14 protein-coding genes are annotated in these 21556 nt (G+C 63.1%); 2 read left to right on the top strand and 12 right to left on the bottom strand.

Translation table 11 applies throughout. The annotated features are described in order from the left end of the window. Window positions 1–39: 39 nt before the first annotated feature. The 10 genes from HU736_RS09510 to HU736_RS09465 form a co-directional block, all read right to left on the bottom strand. A complete protein-coding gene (locus HU736_RS09510; protein ID WP_186700166.1) occupies window positions 40–1677 on the bottom strand; it encodes a BatD family protein in 1638 nt (545 codons plus the stop codon). Next, on the bottom strand, window positions 1674–3398 hold the full coding sequence (locus HU736_RS09505) for a vWA domain-containing protein (RefSeq protein ID WP_186700169.1): 1725 nt from the start codon (window positions 3396–3398) through the stop codon (window positions 1674–1676). Before HU736_RS09505 ends, HU736_RS09510 begins: the two co-directional genes overlap by 4 nt. Beyond that, on the bottom strand, window positions 3395–4471 hold the full coding sequence (locus tag HU736_RS09500; protein WP_103438077.1) for a vWA domain-containing protein: 1077 nt from the start codon (window positions 4469–4471) through the stop codon (window positions 3395–3397). Before HU736_RS09500 ends, HU736_RS09505 begins: the two co-directional genes overlap by 4 nt. Then, window positions 4464–4958, bottom strand: a complete 495-nt coding sequence (locus tag HU736_RS09495) for a DUF4381 domain-containing protein (protein ID WP_103438076.1) — start codon at window positions 4956–4958, stop codon at window positions 4464–4466. The genes HU736_RS09500 and HU736_RS09495 overlap by 8 nt, the downstream gene beginning before the upstream one ends. Then, window positions 4955–5899 carry a DUF58 domain-containing protein gene (locus HU736_RS09490; RefSeq protein WP_186700172.1) on the bottom strand — a complete coding sequence of 315 codons (945 nt, stop codon included), beginning with the start codon at window positions 5897–5899 and terminating at the stop codon, window positions 4955–4957. The genes HU736_RS09495 and HU736_RS09490 overlap by 4 nt, the downstream gene beginning before the upstream one ends. A gap of 4 nt (window positions 5900–5903) precedes the next feature. After that, on the bottom strand, window positions 5904–6863 hold the full coding sequence (locus HU736_RS09485) for an AAA family ATPase (RefSeq protein WP_101321346.1): 960 nt from the start codon (window positions 6861–6863) through the stop codon (window positions 5904–5906). A 196-nt stretch (window positions 6864–7059) separates the two neighbouring features. Further along, window positions 7060–8388, bottom strand: a complete 1329-nt coding sequence (locus HU736_RS09480; RefSeq protein WP_101321344.1) for an MFS transporter — start codon at window positions 8386–8388, stop codon at window positions 7060–7062. A gap of 38 nt (window positions 8389–8426) precedes the next feature. Then, window positions 8427–9620, bottom strand: coding sequence for an L-2-hydroxyglutarate oxidase (lhgO, locus tag HU736_RS09475; protein WP_186700174.1), 1194 nt, complete (start codon window positions 9618–9620; stop codon window positions 8427–8429). A gap of 100 nt (window positions 9621–9720) precedes the next feature. After that, complete coding sequence (locus HU736_RS09470) at window positions 9721–10431, bottom strand: FadR/GntR family transcriptional regulator (RefSeq protein WP_103438073.1); 711 nt, start codon at window positions 10429–10431, stop codon at window positions 9721–9723. 82 nt (window positions 10432–10513) lie between these two features. After that, window positions 10514–10867 (bottom strand): hypothetical protein, encoded by a 354-nt coding sequence (locus tag HU736_RS09465; RefSeq protein WP_101321337.1) that lies wholly within the window; start codon window positions 10865–10867, stop codon window positions 10514–10516. A gap of 326 nt (window positions 10868–11193) precedes the next feature. On the opposite strand from HU736_RS09465, the gene HU736_RS09460 reads away from it, so the two are divergent. Next, on the top strand, window positions 11194–16059 hold the full coding sequence (locus HU736_RS09460) for an NAD-glutamate dehydrogenase (RefSeq protein ID WP_103438072.1): 4866 nt from the start codon (window positions 11194–11196) through the stop codon (window positions 16057–16059). Window positions 16060–16497: 438 nt separating this feature from the next. On the opposite strand, the gene HU736_RS09455 is transcribed toward HU736_RS09460, so the two are convergent. Both HU736_RS09455 and ppsR read right to left on the bottom strand, forming a co-directional pair. Continuing rightward, window positions 16498–17469: an IS110 family RNA-guided transposase gene (locus tag HU736_RS09455; RefSeq protein WP_217862381.1), complete on the bottom strand. Its 972-nt coding sequence runs from the start codon at window positions 17467–17469 to the stop codon at window positions 16498–16500. 645 nt (window positions 17470–18114) lie between these two features. Beyond that, the gene (gene ppsR, locus HU736_RS09450) at window positions 18115–18933 is read right to left on the bottom strand and encodes a posphoenolpyruvate synthetase regulatory kinase/phosphorylase PpsR (protein ID WP_103438071.1); all 819 of its coding nucleotides are present in this window, start codon (window positions 18931–18933) and stop codon (window positions 18115–18117) included. A gap of 176 nt (window positions 18934–19109) precedes the next feature. Between ppsR and ppsA the strand changes: the two genes are divergently transcribed. Then, window positions 19110–21485, top strand: coding sequence for a phosphoenolpyruvate synthase (ppsA, locus tag HU736_RS09445; RefSeq protein ID WP_101321331.1), 2376 nt, complete (start codon window positions 19110–19112; stop codon window positions 21483–21485). Window positions 21486–21556: the final 71 nt, after the last annotated feature.

Here is a 21556-nt window from a genome sequence, read left to right as displayed (position 1 = left end):
TCGCGGCGTATGGTAACTCAACGGGTCAGTCGCGCCGGGCTACTTCGGATAGAGCGGCGGCAAGCTGCCGCCATCGCCGACCGGGTCGAGCAACTGCTCGGCCGGCGGAATGGCATTGATCGCGCGCCACAGGTCGTCGCCCTGCCAGTGCTGGCCGCTCTCGCTGTACAGCGCGCCGTTCAAGCCATCCAGCGCGTCCGACAGCGGCACGAAGCGCGCCGCCATCTCGGCCAGCGTCTCCGGATGCTGGCGCGCCCAGGCATCCAGGGCCTGGCGGGTCGCCTGCGGGTCGTTGGCCTGGCACGCGCGTTTAAGGTCATCGAGCAAGGTCCGCGGGCTCGGGCCGGTCTGCGCCGCACGCAGCACCGCCGGCTGCGAGCGGGCTCGCCACCACAGGGTGAAACCGAGCACGGTGCTCAGGGCCAGCAGCAGGGTTGCCAGTTGCCACGGCCAGAGCAGGCGACTGGATGAACTGCTGTCACCCACCGGCGTCTCGGCGCTCAGGGCTGGGTTGTCCTGCACGCTTAGGCTGCGCGCCGGTAGGCTAGTGTTTTCCAGATGGTCTTCGCGGGTGTTCCACCAGGTGACTTCCAGCGCCGGCAGGGTCAACTCGCCGCTGTGGGTCGGCACCAGCGCTTCGCGCTCTTCGCGGTTGGCGGTCAGGCCGCGCTCGGTGAGCTCGTTGCGCAGCAGTGGCTGGTCCGGGTAGCGGCGCAGGCCAAGGATTTCGGTGGCCGGCAGCGGCGCCAGCTGGGTGCTGGAGAGGCCGTCGGCGCGCAGGGTAATACTGCGCGTCAGCGAGTCGCCGATCTGCACGGTCTGTTTGCTCGGGTCCGGGTTCCAGTGTTCTTCCAGGGTCAGGCTGCGCGCTGGCAGCCAGGCGGCGCCGGCTGGGTAATTGGCCGGTATCGGCCGCACGTTCAGGCGCAGCGGCAACGAGCTGACCTGGACCTGGCGGCCTGCGCGCGGGGCAGCAGATGGCTGCTCGCCGGTATCAGCGGCAGCGGCAGCAGCGGTGGCGGTAAAGGTCATCGGTGGAATATCGAGCGTGCCGCTTTGCTGCGGATACAGCGCATAGCGCGTTTCGATCACGCCATGACGCACGCCGTTGATCTCTTTCTCATAGGTGCGCGACTCACCCAGCGGCTCGACCTTGACGTTGTCCAGTTGCAATGGGCTGAGGCTGCTGTCGTCATACAGCGACACTGAATGATAGATGCGCAGGGTCAGCACGGCCTGGGCCTGAACGTAGACATCGTTGCTGTCCAGGGTCGCCTCGACGAACACCTGCGAGGCGCTTTCCGGGCGGTTGTCGCCGGCCTGCAGCACTTGCACATCGATCGGCTGGCTGAACGACTGGCCCAGTTGCAGCGCGGGAATGCTCAGGCTGCCGCTGCGCCTTGGCAGCAGGGTGATGATCCAGCGGGTGCTGGCGCGGGTCTCGCCATCCAGCGTGTGCAGGCTGTTGAGCTGGCGCGTGCCACGCACATCGAAGTCGCCTTCCAGCGCACGCAGGTCGGGCTTGCCGAACTGGGTGACGTCCTCGCTTTCGAGGATCAGCTCCAAGGTTTCGCCGGCTTCCAGGCGGGTGCGATCGACGCTGGCCTGCAGCGGCGGTTGGGCCTGGACCTGAAGCATCCAGAACAGACTGACAAGCAAGACGCCGCAGCGACTCATCGTGGGGTTTCCTGATGCAATTGCTGTTCATACCAGAATTTGCGCCGCAGCAGCTGCGCAGGGTTGTCCGGGATCTCCCGCAGCCACTGTTCCAGGGCCTGGCGTTGTTCGCCATCGAGGCTGGTGGAAACCGGGCGTTGCGGTGGTTGGGTTAGGTTGTCGTCGTCACCTGCCTGATTGCCGGCGGGGGGCGGGGTGTTGCTGGCGTTGTCGCCTTGCTCCTGGCCGGCCTTGGCTTGCGGCTGGTCGGCATCGCCGGGGGCCTGATCGCTGGCAGAGCTGCTGTTGCCGTCGGTGTCCTTGCCCGGGGCGCTCTGTGCATCTTCCTTGGCTTGCTGCTCCTCGGCTTTGGCCTTGGCCTGGCGCTGCAGCAACAATTGCTGGACCAGCGCCTGGTTATCCAGCGCCGCTTGCAGATCCGGGCGCCGTTCCAGCGCCTGCTCGTAGGCGTCCAGGGCGGCTTCCAGCTGATCGGCGCGAGCCAGTGCGTTGCCTCGATTGTAGTGCGCGGCGGCGGAACTGCCTTGGGCGAAGGCCTTGGCCGCGCCTTCATAGTCGCCGGCCTGGTACAGGGCCATGCCGCGCCATTGCGGGTCTTCGAAGTGGCGCGCGGCAGCGGCGGGGCGCTGCTGTTCCAGCAGGCGCTGGCCTTGCTGGTCGGGGCGCAGCCACAGGTCGTTGAATTCAAAGGCTTGGCTGGGCTGCGGCAGGGAGAACAGCAGCGGCAGGCAGAACAGCCAGCCACGCCGCCCGGCGCAGGCGGCCAACAGCAGCAGCGGCAGCAGCAACCAGTAACCCTGATCAGCCCAGCTGTCCAGTTGCACGGTCTGACCGTCGCTGCGCAGGGCGCGTGGATTGTCGTACAGGCCCAGGCCGCGCAGGTCGAGGTCGTCGATGCGGGCGTGGCGGTAGCGGCCACCGGTGCTGCTGATGAAAGCCTTGAGGCTGGCGCTGTCCAGTCGTGGCAAGAGGATTGCGCCTTGCTCATCCTTGAGGAACTCACCGTTGGCCTGGCGGACCGGCGCGCCTTCGCTGCTGCCGATGCCGAGCATCAACAGGTTTGGTCCTTGCCGGCCCAGGGCACGCAGAATGCCATCGCGTTCACTGTTGCTCAGGGATGAGCCGATCAATAGCAGGCGGCCTTGGCCGAGGCCGCTCTGGGCGAGCAGGGCCAGCCCCTTTTGCACGGCGAGGTCGGCGCGTTGGCCGGGTTGCGGCATGATCGACGGATCGATCGCTTCCAGCAGGTTACGCGTGGTGCCAAGGTCATCCGACAGCGGCACCAGCGTGTGCGCACTGCCGGCGTAAACCACCAGCGCGGTCTGGCTGTCGCGGCGGTGCTCGAGCAGATCGAGGATCTTGCGTCGGGCCTGTTCGAGGCGATTCGGCGTGCTGTCCTCGGCGAGCATCTGCGGGGTCAGCTCGAGCATGATCACCAGCGGGTCGGCCGGGCGCTGGCGGGTTTCCTCGACGCGTTGCCAGCTGCTGCCGAGCAGGGCCAGTACGATCAGTAGCCAAGCGCCGCCGAGGGCGATCCATGGCAGCTTGCTGTTGCTGCCACTGCCGCCACCGAGCAATACCGCATGAAACTGCGCCGGCAGAATCATCTGCCAGCGGCCCGCGCGCTTGCGCCGATGCCACAGCTTGAACAGCAGCCAGACGAGCAGCGGCACGGCCAGCAACCACAGCGGGCGCAGCCATTGGGGCCACAGATCGATCATCGCCGCCTCCGCAGGCGCAGACGCTTGAGGCGCTGGCGCCATTCGGGGTGCGGTTGTAGAAAACGTGGCCGGCGCAGGGCGCGCTGCAGCAGGTTGTCTGGCCACAGCGTGGTAATCACCAACAACACGCTGAGCAGCAGCACCAGAGCCAGCGGCCAGGCGTAGAGTTCTTTCGCGGTGCGGGTCTGGGTCGGTTGCTGAGCGACCGGTTCAAGCTGATCGAGGCTGTCGCCGATGGCATCCAGTTCAGCACCATCATGGGCGCGGAAGTATTTGCCGTGGGTGATGTCGGCGATTTCGCGCAGCGACGCTTCGTCCAGGTCCAGGCTTGGGTTGAGGCCGAGTAAACCGGGGGTGCCGCTGGCTTCGGGGTTGGCACCAATGCCGATGGTATAGATGCGCACGTTCTCCTGGGCCGCCAGGCGGGCCGCGGTCAGCGGATGAATCTGCCCGCCGTTGTTGGCGCCGTCGGTGATCAGCACCAGCACCCGGCTCTGCGCCGGGCGTTGGCGCAGGCGCTTGACGGCCAGGCCAATGGCGTCGCCGATGGCGGTATTTTTGCCGGCGATGCCGATCTGCGCTTCGTCGAGGAAGGTGCGCACGGTACGTCGGTCGAAGGTCAGCGGCGCTTGCAGGTAGGCCTCGCTGCCGAACAGGATCAAGCCGACCCGGTCGCCCTGGCGATTCTGGAGAAAGTCGCCCATCAGCGCCTTGACCAGGTCCAGCCGGCTGATTTCGTCGTTCTGCCACTGCATGTCGGGGAAGTCCATCGAGCCGGACACATCAACGGCCACCAGCAGGTCGCGACCGCTGGCTTCCACCGGTACCGGTTCGCCCAGCCACTGCGGCCGCGCCGCTGCCAACAGCAGCAGCAGCCAGATCAGCACGAACGGCGCCTGCTGGCGCCAAGTGGGCAGATTGAGACGGGCACGGCGCCCGGCCAGGCCTTCGAGTTCGTTCATGAAGCCGACCTTGAGCACCGGCTCGCCGCTGTCGGCAGCCGGCAGCACCAGCCGCGCCAGCCACGGCAGCGGCAGCAGCACGAAGATCCACGGCCAGGCCAGTTCAAACATGCTTGCGAATCCAGGTTTCGACCGCCTGGCTGAGGCCAACGATGGCTTTGTCGTCGAGCTTGCACTCGGGCTTGTAGGTGCCTTCGACCAGCACCATCCAGCGGGTCAAGCCTGCCGCCGGGCAGCGGTTGTCGAGAAACGCCAGCCACTGCCGGCCACTCAGGGTATGGCTGTTAGCGCCCGGATAATGGTTGCGGCACAGGCGTTTGAGCAGCGCGTTGATCTGCTGCAGCCAGGCACCGGCCGGCGCGCCGTCGTAGGGGCGCGGCAGGCGCGCGAGTTCGGCCAGGGCTGCTTCGCGGACCGGGTCAAGCGGCAGTTCGGCGCGCACTACGCGGCGCTTGCCCGGGCGCCAGTGGCGCTGTCGCCACAGGCCCCAGGCGAGCACCGGCAGCAGTGCCAGCAGCAGCCACCAGCCGGGCGCCGGTGGCCATAGGCTGATCGCTGGCGGCGCCAGCAACGGCTGCAGCTCGTCCAGCGGGTTCACTTGCGGTGCCCCGGGCGCTGCGCGTTGAGGTATTCACGCAGTTGCTCGACCATCTCGCTCTGGGTGCTCAGCGGCATCAGCACCACACGCAGCTTCTGCGCCAGCAGCTCCCAACGCTCGATCCGCGCTTCGGCTTGCTGGCGGTAGGCCTGGCGCAGATTGCTGTCGAGGGTATCCAGCTCCAACTGCGCGCCGCGTTGGCCGAAGCGCAGCAGGCCGGCGGCAGGCAGGGCATGATCGAGTGGGTCGGAAACCGGCATCAGCAGCACATCGCAATGGCGTGAGAGCATCGACAGGTGCTGCTCGATGCCTTCGCTGAGGGCGCGCTCATCGCAGATGACGATGGCCAGGCTGCCCGGGCGCAGCACTTCGCGCGCCCGGCGCAGGGCCAGCGACAGGCTGTCGGCCTGAGGCACGGCCTCGGGGTGCAGTGACTGATTGACCTTGGCCAGGCGGTTGAGCAGCTGCAACAGGCTTTGCTTGCTGCGCCTTGGCTTGACTTCATAGTGCTCGTTATCGCCGAACACCAGCCCGCCGATGCGGTCGTTGTGGCCCAGTGCCGCCCAACCGAACAGCGCCGCCGCCTGAGCGGCCAGCACCGATTTGAAGGTCAGCCCGGAGCTGAAGAACAAGCGCTGGCTCTGCTCGACCATGATGAAGATCGGCCGCTCGCGCTCTTCATGGAACAGCTTGGTGTGCGGCTCCTGGGTGCGCGCGGTCACCCGCCAGTCGATGTTGCGCACGTCGTCGCCGGCCTGGTAGACCCGCACCTGGTCGAAATCTACTCCACGCCCGCGCAGCTTCGACAGGTGCAGGCCCACCAGCGGGCTGCGCTGGCCGGGCCGCGAGAACAGCTGAATCTCACGCACGCGGTGGCGCATGTCGATCAGCTCGCTGAGATTGGTACGGATACCGGGTTCGGCCAACGGGGCGGCAGGCATGGCTTCAGGCGACTGCGACGACGTCGAGGATACGCTGGACCACGCGGTCCTGATCGACCCCGGCCGCTTCCGCCTCGAACGACAGGATCACCCTGTGGCGCAGCACATCGAACAGCACTGCCTGGATATCCTCGGGGCTGACGAAGTCGCGCCCGGCCAGCCAGGCGTGCGCGCGGGCGCAACGGTCAAGCGCGATCGATCCACGCGGGCTGGCGCCGTAGGCGATCCAGTCGGCCAGGTCGCTGTCGAACTTGGCCGGGGTGCGCGTGGCCATCACCAGTTGCACCAGGTATTCCTCCACTGCATCGGCCATATACAAGCCGAGGATTTCCTTGCGCGCAGCAAAAATCGCCTGCTGGCTGACCCGCCGCTCGGGTTTGGTCTCGCCGTTCAGCGCCTCGCCGCGGGCCTGCTGCAGAATGCGCCGTTCGACTGCCGCGTCGGGGAAGCCCATCTTGACGTGCATCAAGAAGCGGTCGAGCTGAGCTTCGGGCAGCGGGTAGGTGCCTTCCTGCTCGATCGGGTTCTGCGTGGCCATCACCAGAAACAGCGGCGACAGGTCGTAGGTGCTGCGGCCGACACTGACCTGGCGCTCGGCCATGGCTTCGAGCAGCGCTGACTGGACCTTGGCCGGGGCACGGTTGATTTCGTCGGCCAGTACCAGGTTGTGGAAGATCGGCCCTTGCTGGAAGACGAAGCTGCCGGTTTCCGGGCGGTAGATTTCGGTGCCGGTGATGTCGGCAGGGAGTAGGTCGGGGGTGAACTGGATGCGGTGGAACTGCGCCTCGACGCCCTCGGCCAGCTCCTTGATCGCCTTGGTCTTGGCCAGCCCCGGGGCGCCTTCGACCAGCATGTGGCCGTCGGCCAGGAGGACGATCAGCAGGCGTTCGACCAGTTTTTCCTGACCCAGGATCTGGGAGGAAAGAAAGGTGCGTAGCGCGTTCAGCGCTTCACGGTGTTCCATCGGCGACGGTTCCTGGAGAGGGGCCGGGGACGTTGCCAGCAGGCAGCCCGGGCAGGGCCTGCTACTTTAATCCATCCGGGGTGGTGAGGACCAATGGCAGAGGCGAAATTTATCGCTGGCACAGGCTGTTGGGCGTCACGGGCCACTGCCCTGTTTGCGGTGAGGTCGCCAACAGGGCGGTGGCGCTGGGCGGCCGTCAGTTTTTCGAGCTGGAGTGCTTGCGGCCTTGATCAAAGAATGCAAACACCACTACCAGTATCCCGGCAATGGTCAGCATCAGCGCGACGCCGTCGGTGGAATGCGTCGCCGAGCTGGCCACCAGGGCCAGCCCGCCCAACGGCGCCAGCCCGCCGGCCACGGCGGTACCGACTTCGCGGCCCGTGCCAAACCCGGATGAGCGGGTCTGGGTCGGGAACTGGCGGCTGAGGAACGAGCCCTGCGGGGCAAACATCATCGGTGCCAGAATCCCGGTGCCGATCCCGATCGCCAGGTAGATCATGCTCGGCTCGCCGGTGCTCAGCAACTGCAGGAATGGGTAGGCGAACAGGGCAGACAGCACGCCACCCAGCATCAGCACGGTCTTGCTGCTCCAACGGTCGCACAGCCAACCGAAGAACGGCACGGCAAAGATCGCAACCAGGCTGGCGATGGTCACCGACAGCGACGTAACGTGCGCCTCTACACCCTTGAACTGGGTCAGGTAGGCCAGCGAGAACGTCTTGAAGATGTAGCTCAGGGCGTTGTAGCCGATGGCGACGAAGAACACCACGGCGAGGCCTTTCAGGTCATTTTTGAACAGCAGTTTCAGCGGTGATATCTGCGGCTTGGCGTCGGAGCGATCGAGTTCCTTGAAGTCTGGGGTTTCCGGAATGCTCTTGCGCACCCACAGGCCCACGGCCACCAGCACGATGCTGGCAATGAACGGTATGCGCCAGCCACCGGCGAGCAGGAAGTCATTGCCATTCATGGTCAGCAGGTAGACGGTCAGCGACGACAGCAGCAGGCCCAGATTCAAGCCCAGTGCCGGCCAGGCGCCTTGGCTGCCGCGCTTGCCTTCGCTGGCATGTTCATAGGAAGTAACGGCCGCCCCCGACAGCTCTGCGCCCGCACCCAGGCCTTGAATGATCCGGATCACCACCAGCAGGATCGGCGCCCATACGCCGATCGTTGCATAGCTTGGAATCAAGCCGATCAGCGCGGTGCATACGCCCATCATGCAAAAGGTGATCACCAGTACGTGTTTGCGTCCGAACCGGTCGCCCAGGTAGCCGAACAGGACGCCGCCGAAGGGCCGGGCGATGAAGCCGATGGCGAATGTCGAGAACGCCAGCAGCGATGCTACGGCAGGGTTGCTGGCATCGAAGAAGATCTTCGAGAAGACGATCGCGGCCATGGTGGCGTACAGGTAAAAGTCGTACCACTCCAGCATCGAGCCGAAAATGGTCGCCGCGGCCACTTTGCGCAGGCGTTTGCGTGTCTGTTCTGGCGTTTCACTTGCGGTCACTGCTGCTTGATGTACCGACATCTGATGGTCCTTATTGTCTTTGTAGTTAGGGGTGCAGCTCAGCGGGCGTTGAGGATTTTTTCGGCGATCATCTGACCGATGGGGATGGCCGAGGTGGCAGCGGGCGAGGGCGCATTGCAGACATGCACCATGCGCGGTGTCTCGGCGAACAGAAAGTCATGTACCAGGCTGCCGTCACGCATCACTGCCTGGGCACGGATGCCGGCTTCGTAGGGCAGCAGGTCGTCGACCTCGAGCGACGGGCAGTATTTGCGGCACTGCTGCAGATAGCCGCGTTTGAACAGCGAGTTCTTCATCTCGGCGGTGCCCGAGCCGAGGTTGTTCCAGAGGGTTCTCCAGAAGCCAGGGAAGCGCGCGAATTCGCCGATATCGGCCCAGTTGCGGGCGAACTTGCGGTAATCCTCGCGGGCAAAGCCGAGTACCGCGTTTGGTCCGACGGTGACGCTGCCGTCGATCATGCGGGTCAGGTGGACCCCCAGAAACGGCAGTTGCGGATCCGGAATCGGATAGATCAGGTGGTTGACGATCTGGCTTTTGCTCGCAGGCAAGCGGTAGTACTCGCCACGGAACGGGATGATCTGGTGATCGATGCGCACGCCGGCCAGGCGTGCCAGGCGGTCGGACTGCAAACCCGCGCAGGCCACCAACTGGCGCACCTGCCAGCGGTGCTCGTCGCTGCATACTTCGACATGCTCGGGGTATTCCTTGATCGAGCGGACGCTGGTCGACAAGCGCAGCTCGCCGCCAGCGCGTTCGATTACCTTGGCCATTGCCTGGCACACCTGGCGGTAATCGACGATCCCGGTGGCATCGACGAACAGCGCGCCCAGCCCTGCGATGTTGGGTTCGCGGCGGTTGAGCTCAGCGGCGTCGAGCTGCTCGACCTTCAACCCGTTTTCCTGCGAGCGCTGATACAGCGCCTGCATGCGCTGCATCTCCAGTTCGTTGGAGGCAACCAGCAGTTTGCCGCAGACCTGGAAATGGATGCCGTGTTCGCTGCAGAAGTCTTTGGTCGCTTGCGCGCCGCGTTTGCACAGCTCGGCCTTGAGACTGCCAGGCGCGTAGTAAATCCCGGCATGGATCACGCCGCTGTTGTGGCCTGTCTGGTGGCGACCGAGGCTGGCCTCTTTTTCCACGATCAGCAACGAAGCGCCGGGGCGCTGCTCGAGCAGTGCCATCGCTGTGGCCAGGCCGACGATGCCGCCGCCGATGATCAAGTAGTCGTAAGTCATGCAGGGTACCTTGGCATTCTTGTCAGTGGATCTGCTTATCAGGTTGTCAGACTAGGTGGTGCGTTAAAAACCCTGCCTTGATTGGGCAGGGTCGGTTTGCTCAGTTCAGTTCAGGAAGCTCGATTTTCAGGCGTTTGGCCGAGGCCCGCAGATGCGCTTCGGCACAGCTCGCAGCGGCGTGACGGTCGCCATCGGCGATGGCCTGGTACAACGCCTGATGTTCCCGGTTGGCGTCTGCCGGGCCGCCCACTGCAGGCGACGCCGAGTTTTCCCAGGCACGCTGCCGCGCGGCGGCCAACTGGCTGCCGAGAAAGTCATGAAAGGCGACGAAGTAGTCGTTCTTGCTCGCCTCGGCGATGGCCCGGTGAAAGGCCACGTCGGCGGCCGCGGCGGCGGCCAGGTCATTGCGCGGGTCGAGCATCTGCTCCAGCGCTGCAGCGATGTTGCTCAGGTCGCCGGCATCGCGGCGACGGGCAGCGATGGCGGCCGCTTGGGTTTCGATCCACAGGCGCATTTCGAACATCTGCACCAGATCAGGCTTGCGCCCGTTGCTGCCGGGGAAGCGAAACACCGTGCCATGGGGTGTCTGCGAGATATACGAGCCCAGGCCACGACGGGCGATCAGCACCCCGTCGGCCTTGAGCTGAGCCACTGCCTCGCGCACCACCGAGCGGCTGACGTTGAGTTGCTCGGCCAGTTGCTGTTCGGTGGGCAGGCGCGCTTCGGCAGCCAGACGGCCGCTGTCGATTTCCGCACGGATGGCGCCGACAACCCTTTCTACCAGGGTGTCTGGGCGCTGTAGCTCTAGCATGGACGGATTGCCTATTGATCAGGTTGTCAGACAATGCCCGTTACCCGCTGTGTCTGTCAATTATTTCTCCAGCTCAGCCAGATTACAGCTCGCTGACGTAAGTGCCGGTGCCGTTAAGAATGATCCGCAAGGTCTCGTCGATTTCGGCCAGGTCATTGCCGTCACTGGTCAATACGATCTCCAGGGTCTCATCGCCCTTGAGGGCGTCGGTGTCACCAGCGGCAACTTCCAGCAGCAGGCGCTTGGCGCTGAAGGTGATCTTGATGCCGTCCAGGGTCGACGGCTCATCGTCCAGGGTCAGGTCGACGGTGTCTTCGTCCGGGTAGCGGGTCAGCAGGAACATCTGGCCCTGGTCGCTGTGGCAGCACAGGGTCGCCATGTTGTCTTCTTCATCATCGCAAGGGGTGGCGAACAGCAGGGGGGTGGTCAGTTGCATGGTCGGCTCGAATTGACGAAATGAAATGGAATTCTGCCAGTCTTGGGCCGTTCCATAAACGAATGTTGCCGGGCCTTGACCGAATATGTCGCAGCGCTGCAAGCCGCGGTGACCGCTCAGTCGTTAAGCTGCGCAGTCGATGGGTCCCCGTAAAGGCACAGCCACAGGCAGTCGCTTTTGCAGGTACCCAACAGATGAGCGTGGCAAACACGCTCAGCGCCTGGTTTCATCGGCCTGTTTTGCCCCGGGTTGCTATTGTTGATCCCAGGCAACACGCACATGCACGACGCTTCACTACAAAACAAAGCCCAAGCGGAGTACCACAGATGGCGTTTTTCACCGCAGCCAGCAAAGCCGACTTCCAGCACCAACTGCAAGCGGCCCTGGCGCAGCACATCAGCGAACAGTCACTGCCACAAGTGGCACTGTTCGCCGAACAGTTCTTCGGCATCATCTCTCTGGACGAACTTACCCAGCGGCGGCTTTCCGACCTGGCTGGCTGCACCCTGTCTGCCTGGCGCATCATCGAGCGCTTCGACCCTGAAACCCCGCTGGTGCGGGTGTACAACCCCGACTACGAGCGCAATGGCTGGCAGTCGACCCACAGTGTGGTCGAAGTCCTGCACCATGACCTGCCGTTCCTTGTCGACTCGGTACGCACCGAGCTGAACCGCCGCGGCTACAGCATCCACACCCTGCAGACCACCGTGCTCAGTGTGCGCCGCGGCGCCAAGGGCGAACTGCTCGAGCTGCTGCCCAAAGGCACCCACGGTGACGGCGTTCAACATGAATCGCTGATGTACCTGGAAATCGACCGTTGTGCCAACGCAGCCGAGCTGAGCTCGCTGGCCCGGGAAATCGAACAGGTCCTGGCTGAAGTACGCGTTGCGGTTGCCGACTTCGAACCGATGAAAGCCAAGCTGCGCGAAGTGGCGGCGCTGGTTGAGCAGACCCCGTACCCGCAAGCCCAGCACGAGAAGGCCGAGGTCAAGGCGTTCCTCGAATGGTTACTGGATAACCACTTCACCTTCCTCGGCTATGAAGAATTCACCGTCGAGGGCGGCGCCGATGGCGGGCGCATGAACTACGACGAGCAGTCCTTCCTCGGCCTGCCACGTCGCCTGCGCATCGGCCTGACTGCCGAAGAGCTGCGCATCGAAGACTACGCTGTGGCCTACCTCAACGAGCCGCTGCTGCTGTCCTTCGCCAAGGCTGCACTCCCGAGCCGTGTGCACCGCCCGGCCTACCCGGACTATGTGTCGATCCGCCAGCTGGATGCCGACGGCAAGGTCATCAAGGAATGCCGTTTCATGGGCCTGTACACCTCGTCGGTGTATGGCGAGAGCGTGCATGCCATTCCGTACATCCGCGGCAAGGTAGCCGAAGTCGAGCGCCGCTCCGGCTTCGATGCCAAGGCCCACCTGGGCAAGGAGCTGGCGCAGGTGCTCGAAGTGCTGCCGCGCGACGACCTGTTCCAGACCCCGATCGACGAGCTGTCCAGCACTGTCATGTCGATCGTGCAGATCCAGGAGCGCAACAAGATCCGCGTGTTCCTGCGCAAAGACCCTTACGGCCGCTTCTGCTACTGCCTGGCCTATGTGCCACGCGAGGTCTATTCGACCGAAGTGCGCCAGAAAATCCAGCAAGTGCTGATGGAGCGCCTGAAGGCCAGCGATTGCGAATTCTGGACGTTCTTCTCCGAGTCGGTGCTGGCGCGCGTGCAACTGATTCTGCGGGTAGACCCGAAGAACCGCATCGACATCGACCCGCAGCAGCTGGAAAACGAAGTGATCCAGGCCTGCCGTTCGTGGCAGGACGATTACTCCGCCCTGGTCGTGGAAAACTTCGGCGAAGCTCAGGGCACCAATATCCTGGCGGACTTCCCCAAGGGCTTCCCGGCGGGCTACCGCGAGCGCTTTGGCGCCCATTCGGCGGTCGTCGACCTGCAACATGTGCTGGCCCTGAACGAAGCCAAGCCGCTGGCGATGAGCTTCTATCAGCCCCTGGGCCAGTACGGCGAGCGCCAGCTGCATTGCAAGCTGTACCACGCCGATACCCCGCTGGCGCTGTCGGACGTGCTGCCGATCCTGGAAAACCTTGGCCTGCGTGTGCTGGGTGAGTTCCCGTACCGCCTGCGCCACGCGAATGGCCGCGAGTACTGGATTCACGACTTTGCCTTCACCTACAGCGAAGACCTGAGTCTGGATATCCAGCAGCTCAACGACACTCTGCAGGATGCCTTCATCCATATCGTCAAGGGCGACGCTGAAAACGACGCCTTCAACCGCCTGGTACTGACCGCCGGCCTGCCATGGCGTGATGTGGCGCTGCTGCGCGCCTACGCCCGCTACATGAAGCAGATTCGTCTGGGCTTCGATCTGGGCTACATCGCCAGCACCCTGAACAACCACACCGACATCGCGCGCGAGCTGACCCGGCTGTTCAAGACCCGCTTCTACCTGGCACGCAAGCTCACCCAGGATGATCTGGAAGACAAGCAGCTGCGTCTGGAGCAGGCCATCAATAGCGCCCTGGATGACGTTCAGGTGCTCAACGAAGACCGCATCCTGCGTCGCTACCTGGACCTGATCAAAGCCACCCTGCGTACCAACTTCTACCAGCCGGACAGCAGCGGCCAGGCCAAGTCGTACTTCAGCTTCAAGTTCAACCCCAAGCTGATCCCCGAACTGCCCAAGCCGGTGCCCAAGTTCGAGATATTCGTCTACTCGCCGCGTGTCGAAGGCGTCCACCTGCGCTTCGGCAATGTCGCCCGTGGCGGCCTGCGCTGGTCGGACCGTGAGGAAGACTACCGCACCGAAGTGCTCGGCCTGGTCAAGGCGCAGCAGGTGAAGAACTCGGTGATCGTGCCGGTCGGCGCCAAGGGCGGTTTCCTGCCACGGCGCCTGCCGCTGGGCGGCAGCCGTGACGACATCGCCGCTGAAGGTATCGCCTGCTACCGCATCTTCATCTCGGGCCTGCTCGACATCACCGACAACCTCAAGGACGGCGGCGTCGTGCCACCGGCCAACGTGGTGCGGCATGACGATGACGACCCGTACCTGGTGGTGGCGGCCGACAAAGGCACCGCGACCTTCTCCGACATCGCCAACGGCATTGCCATCGACTACGGCTTCTGGCTCGGAGACGCGTTCGCCTCGGGCGGCTCGGCTGGTTACGACCACAAGAAGATGGGTATCACTGCCCGCGGCGCCTGGGTGGGCGTGCAGCGTCACTTCCGTGAGCGCGGCATCAACGTCCAGCAAGATCCGATCACGGTGGTTGGCGTCGGCGACATGGCCGGTGACGTCTTCGGTAACGGCTTGCTGATGTCCGACAAGCTGCAGCTGGTGGCTGCCTTCAACCACCTGCACATCTTCATCGACCCTAATCCGGACCCGGCCAGCAGCTTCGCCGAGCGCCAGCGCTTGTTCGACCTGCCACGTTCGGCATGGACCGATTACGATACCAGCATCATGTCCGCAGGCGGCGGGATCTTCCCGCGTAGCGCCAAGAGCATCAGCATCAGCCCGCAGATGAAGGAACGCTTCGCCATCGAAGCCGACCGTCTGACGCCGACCGAGCTGCTGCACGCGCTGCTGCAGGCGCCGGTCGATCTGCTCTGGAACGGCGGTATCGGTACCTACGTCAAAGCCAGCACCGAAAGCCACGCCGACGTCGGCGACAAGGCCAACGACGCCTTGCGCGTCAACGGCAACGAGCTGCGCTGCAAGGTAGTGGGCGAGGGCGGCAACCTGGGCATGACCCAGCTTGGCCGGGTCGAGTACGGCCTCAACGGCGGCGCGACCAACACCGACTTCATCGACAACGCCGGTGGCGTCGACTGCTCCGACCACGAAGTCAATATCAAGATCCTGCTCAACGAAGTGGTGCAGGGTGGCGACATGACCGAGAAGCAGCGCAACCAGCTGCTCGGCAGCATGACCGAGGAAGTTGGCGCGCTGGTATTGGGCAACAACTACAAGCAGACCCAGGCGCTGTCGCTGGCGGCCCGTCGCGTACGCGAGCGGATTGCCGAGTACAAGCGCCTGATGGCCGACCTTGAAGCGCGCGGCAAGCTCGATCGGGCGATCGAATTCCTGCCGTCCGAAGAGCAACTGGCCGAGCGTCTGGCCGCAGGCCAGGGCCTGACCCGGGCCGAGCTGTCGGTGCTGATTTCGTACAGCAAGATCGACCTCAAAGAGCAACTGCTGAAATCGCAGGTGCCGGATGACGACTATCTGACCCGCGACATGGAGACGGCCTTCCCGCCGTCACTGCTCAACCAGTTCGGCGAGTCCATGCGCCGTCACCGTCTGAAGCGCGAGATCGTCAGCACCCAGATCGCCAACGACCTGGTCAACAACATGGGCATCACCTTTGTCCAGCGGCTCAAGGAGTCGACTGGCATGAGCCCGGCCAACGTCGCCGGGGCCTATGTGATCGTGCGCGATATCTTCCATCTGCCGCATTGGTTCCGCCAGATCGAGGCGTTGGACTATCAGGTTCCGGCCGAGATTCAGCTGACCCTGATGGATGAGCTGATGCGTCTGGGCCGCCGCGCCACGCGCTGGTTCCTGCGTAGCCGTCGCAACGAGCAGGATGCAGGCCGTGATGTCGCCCACTTCGGGCCGAAGATCGCCCAGCTTGGGCTGAAACTGGACGAGCTGCTGGAAGGGCCGACCCGTGAGCGCTGGCAGGTGCGTTATCAGGGCTTCGTCGAGGCTGGTGTGCCCGAGTTGCTGGCGCGGATGGTTGCCGGGACCACGCATTTGTACACGCTGCTGCCGATCATCGAGGCTTCGGATGTGACCGGGCATGACCCAGCGCAGGTGGCCAAGGCGTTCTTCGCGGTGGGCAGTGCGTTGGATCTGACCTGGTACCTGCAGGAGATCAGCAACTTGCCGGTGGAGAACAACTGGCAGGCGCTGGCGCGGGAGGCGTTCCGTGATGACATCGACCTGCAGCAGCGGGCGATCACCATTTCTGTGCTGCAGATGGCCGATGCGCCGCAGGACATGGATGCGCGGGTGGCGTTGTGGTCTGAGCAGCGGCGGGTGATGGTGGAGCGCTGGCGCGCGATGCTGGATGATCTGCGCAGTGCTTCGGGGCATGACTATGCGATGTATGCGGTGGCTAACCGAGAGTTGGTTGATCTGGCTATGAGTGGGCAGGCTGTGGTTGTGCCTTCCTGATAGCTGATTTGGTTGGTTTGTGAGTGAGAGACCCTGGTGCCTTTGGTGCTGGGGTTTTTTGCTTTTGGGGCTTATCCGGATTTTGTGGTGGGTTTGCGGCCCCTTTTCGCCCTTACGGCGAGTCACTTTTTTGGCAAACGCCGCGCCCCAAAAAAGTAACCAAAAAAATGCTTGGCTCCACATCCGGCCCCTTCGCTGCGCTGCGGGGTTCCCTCGCTCCGGCCTCCTGAGTCGCCGGTGAATCAAGATCAAAAGCAGATCAAGATCAAAAGCACGCCTCGCTGCGCTGGCGCAGAGCGGGGGCAGTGTGGGTTTCTCGAAGGTGGTTGGTCGTTGGATTGCTGGGGCCGTTTTGCGGCCCTTTCGCGACACAAGGCCGCTCCACAGTGGACCGCGTAGTATCGACAAACGCGGTCCCTGTAGATACCGTCTTGACCCTCACCCCGCAAGGGCGATTTGGGGGTCAAATGGTTTTCCCGACTTCACCACCCCGTAAACCAGATGCAGCAGCTTGCGCATTGCCGCACACACGATCTGCTTGTAGGCCTTGTGCCGGCTGCTCAAACGCTCTGCCAGTGCCTTTACGACTGGGTTATGCCTGATCGAGACGGTGCCCGACATCCACAGGCCCGCTCGCAACCTTGAGGCGCCTGTGCGCGAAATGGTGCTCTGGCCTGTGAACTCGCCCGACTGTTGCATCACGGGGTTCAGGCCTGAGAAGGCGACAATTGCAGATGGGCTTTGGTATTTCAGGGGATCGCCCAGCTCGGCCAACAGCAACGCGGCGGTGGTCTCGCCCAGACCGTCGATCGAGGTAATCAGGTCGCGCCGCCCGCGCAGATCTGGATCGTCATCGATCGTCTGCTCAATGGCTTTTCTGGTCTTTTCCAGCTCTTTGATGATGTGCCCGATCACGTCTTGAATCGATTGCTTCACCGCATCTTGTGCGACATCCAAGCGATTCTGCTCCATCTGGCGCATTTCCTTGAGGTCGTCCAGTCGGCGCACCAGAGCACGCAAGCGGCGCTGTGCTGGCGGCTCAGGCTCCCACTGGCGAAGCGAGTCGGCGTTCTGTTGGCTGTAGGCAGCAATCACCTTCGCGTCAGCCCTATCGGTTTTGACGCGGCGAAGCTCCACATCAGCGAATTTCGCAATCACCGCCGGGTTCAGAATGCACACCCGATAGCCTTGGTCGTGGCAGTGCTCGGCAAGCGCTTCGTGATAGGTGCCCGTGGCCTCCATGACAATCCAGGTTCCGGGTCCTGCGTGACGCTCAAGCCAGTCGCTGAACTGGGCAAACCCTGCGGAATCATTGGGAAGCTTTGCCTTGGTGCGCTTCTTCCCGTTGGTCAACGTGGTGGCAATGTCGAAAGATCTTTTGGCAACATCAACGCCAACAAAAATGGACATGATCCTCTCCTTCAAACTACGAAAGTCGATCACCCAGCACTCTGTTCTACCTTGTGAATGCGTGCTCACGCCGGAGGCGGGCACTAGATACCGTTCGGACTTGTCGAGTGGGGTTGGAAGGTCAGAGCGCCATCTACAATGCGGGCTCGATGCCCTAGGAGCGGCTCGGCTTCATGACCTTCCCTCGATGATCAGTCGAGAACTTTCGCTTCTTTGGAAGCGAAAGTCGAGATACAAGGAGCGGCCTTGTGTCGCGAAAGGGCTGCGCAGCAGCCCCGGCAATCTCAAGCCAAGTAAAAATCAGGCAGCCACACCAATCCCGCTCTGCGCCAGCGCAGCGAGGCGTGCTCTTGATCTTGATCTACCAGCGACCTCAGGAGGCCGAACGCAGGTCTTGCGAAGGGAGGTGCCGGCCATGGATGGCCGGCAAGCGCTGCGGGCCAGGATGGCCCGTCCAGCGCGGTCCTTCCGGGAGCAAGGCCGGAGTGAGGGAACCCCGGAGCGTAGCGCAGGGGCCGTATGTGGGAGCCAGGCCTTTTTGGTTACTTTTTGGGGCGTTTGCCAAAAAGTGACTCGCCGTAAGGGCGAAAGGGGCCAAAACTGCCACTAAATCAAACGGATAAGCCCGCATCCAATAATGCCAACCTACTTGAACCGCCGCTCAACCCCCTTCTCAACCAAGATCTTCGCCGAAATCTCCTCAACCGAAAAATGCGTCGAATCAATATTCGGAATATTCTCCCGGCGGAACAGGTTCTCCACCTCACGCACCTCGAATTCACACTGCGCAAAGCTCGAATACCGGCTATTAGGCTTGCGCTCATGGCGAATAGCCGTCAACCGGTCCGGGTCGATGGTCAAGCCAAACAGCTTGCTGTGATGCTTCTTCAGCACCGCCGGCAACTGCAGCCGCTCCATGTCATCCTCAGTCAACGGATAGTTTGCCGCACGAATCCCGAACTGCATCGCCATGTACAGACAGGTCGGCGTCTTGCCGCAGCGCGACACCCCCACCAGAATCAGGTCGGCCTTGTCGTAGTAATGCGTGCGCGCACCATCATCGTTGTCCAGCGCAAAGTTCACCGCCTCGATCCGTTCCATGTAGTTGGAGTTGCCGCCAATCGAGTGCGACTTGCCCACCGAATACGACGAATGCGCGGTCAGCTCCTGCTCCAAGGGCGACAGGAACGACGAAAAGATATCGATCATGAACCCGTTGGAAGTCGCCAGAATCTCGCGAATGTCCTGGTTGACGATGGTGTCGAAGATGATCGGCCGCATCCCGTCACGCTCCGCCGCTGCGTTGATCTGCAGCACCATCGTGCGCGCCTTGTCCGGGCTGTCGATGTACGGGCGGGTGAATTTATTGAACGGAATGCTCTCGAATTGTGCAAGCAGGCTTTGACCCAGGGTCTCGGCAGTGATGCCGGTGCCGTCGGAGATGAAAAACGCGGTTCGTTTCATTTGCACCCTAGGCCTTAAGCTGATGACGTTTCTTGGATATGATAAGTTCGCTTTGCCGAATGCGGCTTTTGGCATTCTCACTTATTTTCCAGGTCCCGGCCATAAGCGCCCGGCCCAGTCTGAACCGTCAGGCGGGCGCTCTGAGCTTTTCCAACACCGTTAGTGGAGAGATCACCTTGGTAGAGTACGTAGTTTCCCTCGATAAGCTCGGCGTCCATGATGTAGAGCATGTGGGGGGCAAGAACGCATCCCTCGGCGAGATGATCAGTAACCTCGCAGGTGCCGGCGTCTCGGTGCCGGGCGGCTTTGCCACTACGGCTCAGGCGTACCGTGACTTTCTCGAGCAGAGCGGGCTGAACGCGCAGATCCATGCCGCGCTCGACGCACTGGACGTGGATGACGTCAACGCCCTGGCCAAGACCGGCGCGCAGATCCGTCAGTGGATCATGGAAGCCGAGTTCCCCGAGCGCCTGAATGCCGAAATCCGCGCTGCCTTCGCCGAAATGGCCCAGGGCAACGACAACATGGCCGTGGCCGTGCGCTCTTCGGCCACCGCCGAAGACCTGCCAGACGCCTCCTTTGCTGGCCAGCAAGAGACCTTCCTCAATATCCGTGGCGTCGAAAACGTGATCCGCGCGGCCAAGGAAGTATTCGCTTCGCTGTTCAACGATCGCGCCATTTCCTACCGCGTGCACCAGGGCTTTGACCACAAACTGGTCGCCCTGTCGGCTGGCGTGCAGCGCATGGTCCGTTCCGAAACCGGCACTGCCGGGGTGATGTTCACCCTCGACACCGAATCGGGCTTCCGCGACGTGGTGTTCATTACCGGCGCCTACGGCCTGGGCGAAACCGTGGTTCAGGGCGCGGTCAACCCTGACGAATTCTATGTCCACAAGCACACCCTGCAAGCCGGCCGCCCGGCGATCTTGCGCCGCAACCTGGGCAGCAAGGCGCTGAAGATGATCTACGGCGACGAAGCCAAGGCCGGTCGTTCGGTCAAGACCGTCGAAGTCGACCGTGCCGAACGTGCGCGCTTCTGCCTGAGCGATGACGAAGTCAACGAGCTGGCCAAGCAGGCCATGATCATCGAGCAGCATTACCAGCGGCCGATGGACATCGAGTGGGCCAAGGACGGTGACGACGGCAAGCTGTACATCGTTCAGGCCCGCCCAGAAACGGTAAAAAGCCGCGCCAGCGCCAATGTCATGGAACGCTACCTGCTTAAAGAGAAGGGCACGGTACTGGTCGAAGGCCGCGCCATTGGCCAGCGCATCGGCGCCGGTAAGGTGCGGATCATCAACGACGTGTCGGAAATGGACCGCGTCCAGCCGGGCGACGTGCTGGTCTCGGACATGACCGACCCGGATTGGGAACCGGTCATGAAACGCGCCAGCGCCATCGTCACCAACCGTGGCGGGCGTACCTGCCACGCGGCGATCATCGCTCGTGAGCTGGGTATTCCGGCCGTAGTCGGTTGTGGCAACGCCACCCAGCTGCTCAAGGACGGCCAGGGCGTGACCGTGTCCTGCGCCGAGGGCGATACCGGCTTCATCTTCGAAGGTGAGCTGGGCTTCGACATCAAGCAGAATTCGGTCGATGCCATGCCCGACCTGCCGTTCAAAATCATGATGAACGTCGGCAACCCGGATCGCGCCTTTGATTTTGCCCAGTTGCCCAACGCCGGTGTCGGCCTGGCGCGTCTGGAGTTCATCATCAACCGCATGATCGGTGTGCACCCCAAGGCGCTGCTCAACTACGCCGGGTTGCCACCTGAGCTCAAGGACAGTGTCGACAAGCGTATCGCCGGTTATTCCGATCCGGTCGGCTTCTATGTCGAGAAACTGGTCGAAGGCATCAGCACGCTGGCTGCGGCGTTCTACCCGAAAAAGGTCATCGTGCGTCTGTCGGACTTCAAGTCCAACGAATACGCCAACCTGATCGGCGGCAAGCTGTACGAGCCGGAAGAAGAAAACCCGATGCTGGGCTTCCGCGGTGCTTCGCGCTACATCAGCGAGTCGTTCCGTGACTGCTTCGAGCTCGAGTGCCGTGCGCTCAAGCGCGTGCGCAACGAGATGGGCCTGACCAACGTCGAGATCATGGTGCCGTTCGTGCGTACCCTGGGTGAGGCCAGCCAGGTTGTCGACCTGCTTGCCGAAAACGGCCTGGCTCGTGGTGACAACGGCCTGCGTGTGATCATGATGTGCGAGCTGCCGTCCAACGCGATTCTGGCTGAAGAGTTCCTCGAGTACTTCGACGGCTTCTCGATCGGCTCCAACGACCTTACTCAGCTTACCCTGGGCCTGGACCGCGATTCGGGTATCATCGCGCACCTGTTCGATGAGCGTAATCCTGCGGTGAAAAAGCTGCTGGCCAACGCCATCCAGGCCTGTAACAAGGCCGGCAAGTACATCGGCATCTGTGGTCAGGGCCCTTCCGACCACCCAGACCTGGCCAAGTGGCTGATGGAACAGGGTATCGAGAGCGTGTCGTTGAACCCGGATTCGGTACTCGAGACCTGGTTCTTCCTGGCCGAAGGTCAAGCCCCGGCCTGATCCAACCACTGCGCAGGCACGTCCAACGTGCCTGCGCGCGTATTCTTCGGGGCGAGTTCCAGCGATGGTTC

It is taken from the genome of Pseudomonas shirazensis (genome assembly GCF_014268785.2).
Lineage (GTDB): Bacteria > Pseudomonadota > Gammaproteobacteria > Pseudomonadales > Pseudomonadaceae > Aquipseudomonas > Aquipseudomonas shirazensis.
The sequence above is the reverse complement of the archived record's forward strand: the minus strand, read 5'-3'. Positions and strand labels throughout refer to the sequence as shown.

Excerpts from the sequence above, each read along its gene's own strand:
- HU736_RS09510 (WP_186700166.1), bottom strand. The coding sequence starts at position 1,677 with ATGAGTCGCTGCGGCGTCTTGCTTGTCAGTCTGTTCTGGATGCTTCAG.
- ppsR (WP_103438071.1), bottom strand. The coding sequence starts at position 18,933 with ATGAAACGAACCGCGTTTTTCATCTCCGACGGCACCGGCATCACTGCC.
- HU736_RS09480 (WP_101321344.1), bottom strand. The coding sequence starts at position 8,388 with ATGTCGGTACATCAAGCAGCAGTGACCGCAAGTGAAACGCCAGAACAG.
- HU736_RS09505 (WP_186700169.1), bottom strand. The coding sequence starts at position 3,398 with ATGATCGATCTGTGGCCCCAATGGCTGCGCCCGCTGTGGTTGCTGGCC.
- HU736_RS09470 (WP_103438073.1), bottom strand. The coding sequence starts at position 10,431 with ATGCTAGAGCTACAGCGCCCAGACACCCTGGTAGAAAGGGTTGTCGGC.
- HU736_RS09490 (WP_186700172.1), bottom strand. The coding sequence starts at position 5,899 with ATGCCTGCCGCCCCGTTGGCCGAACCCGGTATCCGTACCAATCTCAGC.
- HU736_RS09485 (WP_101321346.1), bottom strand. The coding sequence starts at position 6,863 with ATGGAACACCGTGAAGCGCTGAACGCGCTACGCACCTTTCTTTCCTCC.
- HU736_RS09465 (WP_101321337.1), bottom strand. The coding sequence starts at position 10,867 with ATGCAACTGACCACCCCCCTGCTGTTCGCCACCCCTTGCGATGATGAA.
- HU736_RS09500 (WP_103438077.1), bottom strand. The coding sequence starts at position 4,471 with ATGTTTGAACTGGCCTGGCCGTGGATCTTCGTGCTGCTGCCGCTGCCG.
- lhgO (WP_186700174.1), bottom strand. The coding sequence starts at position 9,620 with ATGACTTACGACTACTTGATCATCGGCGGCGGCATCGTCGGCCTGGCC.
- HU736_RS09455 (WP_217862381.1), bottom strand. The coding sequence starts at position 17,469 with ATGTCCATTTTTGTTGGCGTTGATGTTGCCAAAAGATCTTTCGACATT.
- HU736_RS09460 (WP_103438072.1), top strand. The coding sequence starts at position 11,194 with ATGGCGTTTTTCACCGCAGCCAGCAAAGCCGACTTCCAGCACCAACTG.